The 1,513-nt window shown below is 45.5% G+C and carries 4 protein-coding genes; 2 read left to right on the forward strand and 2 right to left on the reverse strand.

The annotated features are described in order from the left end of the window. Together H8A87_RS19585 and H8A87_RS19590 are read left to right on the forward strand one after the other, a co-directional pair. On the forward strand, positions 1-587 hold a 587-nt coding region (locus tag H8A87_RS19585; RefSeq protein ID WP_198691546.1), incomplete at its 5' end, for an EndoU domain-containing protein. 2 nt (positions 588-589) lie between these two features. Beyond that, positions 590-907, forward strand: a complete 318-nt coding sequence (locus tag H8A87_RS19590) for a hypothetical protein (protein WP_198691547.1) — start codon at positions 590-592, stop codon at positions 905-907. A gap of 64 nt (positions 908-971) precedes the next feature. Here the strand turns inward: H8A87_RS19590 and H8A87_RS19595 are convergent, their stop codons facing one another. Continuing rightward, positions 972-1,169: a DUF7706 family protein gene (locus tag H8A87_RS19595; protein ID WP_198691548.1), complete on the reverse strand. Its 198-nt coding sequence runs from the start codon at positions 1,167-1,169 to the stop codon at positions 972-974. Between the two features lie 15 nt (positions 1,170-1,184). Then, the gene (locus H8A87_RS19600) at positions 1,185-1,505 is read right to left on the reverse strand and encodes a SymE family type I addiction module toxin (RefSeq protein ID WP_198691549.1); all 321 of its coding nucleotides are present in this window, start codon (positions 1,503-1,505) and stop codon (positions 1,185-1,187) included. Between the last annotated feature and the right edge of the window lie 8 nt (positions 1,506-1,513).

A 1,513-nucleotide genomic window follows, 5' to 3' on the forward strand; every position in this document is an offset into this window, starting at 1 on the left:
TCTGCGGGCAATATGAGGATGAGGAGAGCGGACTATACTATAACCGTTTTCGTTATTATTCCCCGGAGACCGCGCAGTATATTTCGGCAGATCCCATTGGGTTATTGGGGGGATATAATCCCTACGGGTATGTGCATAATCCGACTAATTTCATCGACCCTTACGGATTGGCGGGTGAAGATTGTGGCAATCTAAAAATTAATGTTGATCATGTCTTCCACGGTGAAATTAACCGAAGAGGAAATGCCGTTGGTTTTCACCACGAAGCAAGTATAGGCCATCAAGGGAAAGCACGTATTACTGGAATTACAGATCTTCCAAATTCTCAGGGTGTTTATCGAGGAAAAGTTGAGGTATTTAATTCTCAAACTGGCCAATGGGTACAAAAAGGCCCCGAATCAACATTCTTCCCTCAATCTTGGAATCGTCAGCAGGTAATGTCGGAAATAAAAGGAGCTTATAAAAACTCCACGATGCAAGGCAGTAAGTGGGAAGGTGTATCACCAAGTGGAGTGAAAATTGGTGGTTATCTTGATAAGAACGGAAATATAAACACAGCATTCCCTGTTTATGAGAAGGTTAAGTAAGAATGAAATTTTATATTGATAAAGATGGTTATTCTCGTGCTGAAGCAGGTGAAGAATATCGTCTCGTTGCTTGGTTTTTCAATGATGATGTGCAAGGTAGTTTACATGGGGTTGAGGAGTATATTTCTTGGTGTGAATCAGTAAGCAATGGTGAATTACCTCAATGGGAAGGTACAGGTAATGCTCACACTGTCACCATCAAACCGGATGGTGTCGAAATTTTTAACGAATATACCGAAGAAAGCCTGAAAATTGCCACGATAGCAGAGTTCAAATGTTATCTTGAACAATGGAAAGAGTTACTTATAAACAGAAAATAATCTGTACCACTTCAAATCTGATTAAAAAGCCGGAAAGATCCCCGTGATCTTCCGGCTTTTTTATTTACCGTGGTGCGTATCCGTGCCAGGCCAGCGCCGACTGTAACCGCCCTATCGCGTCCTTGATAAGCCAGGCTTCATTGTCATTTACCGCACAGGCGCGTATCTCCGCCCAGCTCAGCCGCTTGACCAGTTGCGCCAGTGCCATCGCTTCCTCGTGGCTCAGGTGCACTTCCTCTAGCTGCTCAATCCCAGTTCTCATATTAGCCACTTTCCCTTAAACGGTTTTGTAGTCGCCAATCAGTTCCCGCATTCTCAGCTTAATCTCACTGATTTGCGCCCGCTGGCGCTGGTATTGCTGTTTGAGGCTGTTCGTCTCGGAACTCGCGGGGATCAGCACCAGACAGCCGTCCATGATTTTCACCGTGACCGAACCGCCAGTCTCAAAGCCTGCCTGTTTAAGCCATTGCCCCTTAAGGTGTATCGCGGGCGGGGCACTGGCCTTGTCATTTTGCGGGACGTATCCCACGGTGTAATAACGTTCTGTTTTCGCGGCTTTATTTTGAGTACGGTTTTGCTTAGAATGCGCCTTAGCCATGTTCAACT

Origin of the sequence: Xenorhabdus lircayensis, assembly GCF_016306625.1 — a bacterium.
Classification (GTDB): Bacteria; Pseudomonadota; Gammaproteobacteria; order Enterobacterales; family Enterobacteriaceae; genus Xenorhabdus; species Xenorhabdus lircayensis.